The organism is Streptomyces sp. L500 (assembly GCF_054551825.1).
Genome location: NZ_JBTOLC010000135.1, coordinates 1 through 704 on the forward strand (window position 1 = coordinate 1; position 704 = coordinate 704).

1 pseudogene is annotated in these 704 nt (G+C 79.1%); it reads right to left on the minus strand.

Annotated features, from left to right (window positions below):
* Positions 1–704 (minus strand): annotated as a pseudogene (locus ACX9I7_RS32680) (hypothetical protein); the annotation flags it as partial.

Below are 704 nucleotides of genomic sequence, written 5' to 3' on the forward strand. Positions count from 1 at the left end.
CTGTTGGCCGCCTCCCGGGCCTCGTCCACGATCCGGTCGGCGTCGTCCTGCGCGGAGGACGTCAGCTCGGCCGCCTCGTTGACGATCCGCTCCGCCTCCGCCCGGCCCTCGCCACGGATCTTGTTGGCGTCCTCGCGGGCCTCGGCGCGCGTCCGGGCCGCGTCCTGCTCCGCCGATGCCAGGGCGTCGGAGGCGTCGGTACGCATCTGCTGCGCCTTCGCGGACGCGTCCGCGACCAGCCGCTCGGCCTCCGCCGTCGCCTTGGCGACCACGGCGTCCGCCCGCTCGTCCGCCTTGGCCTTCGTCTCGGCCGCGGCGGCCCGCAGCCGCTCCGCCTCCGCCGCCGCCTCGGCCCGCTCCGCGTCGGCGGCCTCACGGGCCTCCTCAAGCGTCCGCGTGGCCTCGTCCGCGAGCTTCTCCGCCTCGGCGACGGCCTCGGAGATCAGCTCGTCGGCCTGGAGCGCGGCCTCCGCCCGGCGGGCGTTCGCCGCCTCCCGGGCCTCGTCGACCGTGCGGGCGGCCTCGGCGCGCAGCCGGTCGGCGTCCGCCTCGGCCTCCGCGCGGTGGGCGTCCGCCGCCTCCCGCGCCCGCTCCTCGAACCGGGCCGCCTCCGCGCGCGCCGCCTCGACCATCTCGGCCGCCTCGGCGATCAGCCGGTCCGCGTCCGTCGCCGCCTCGGCCCGATGGACCTCCGCGGCCTTGCG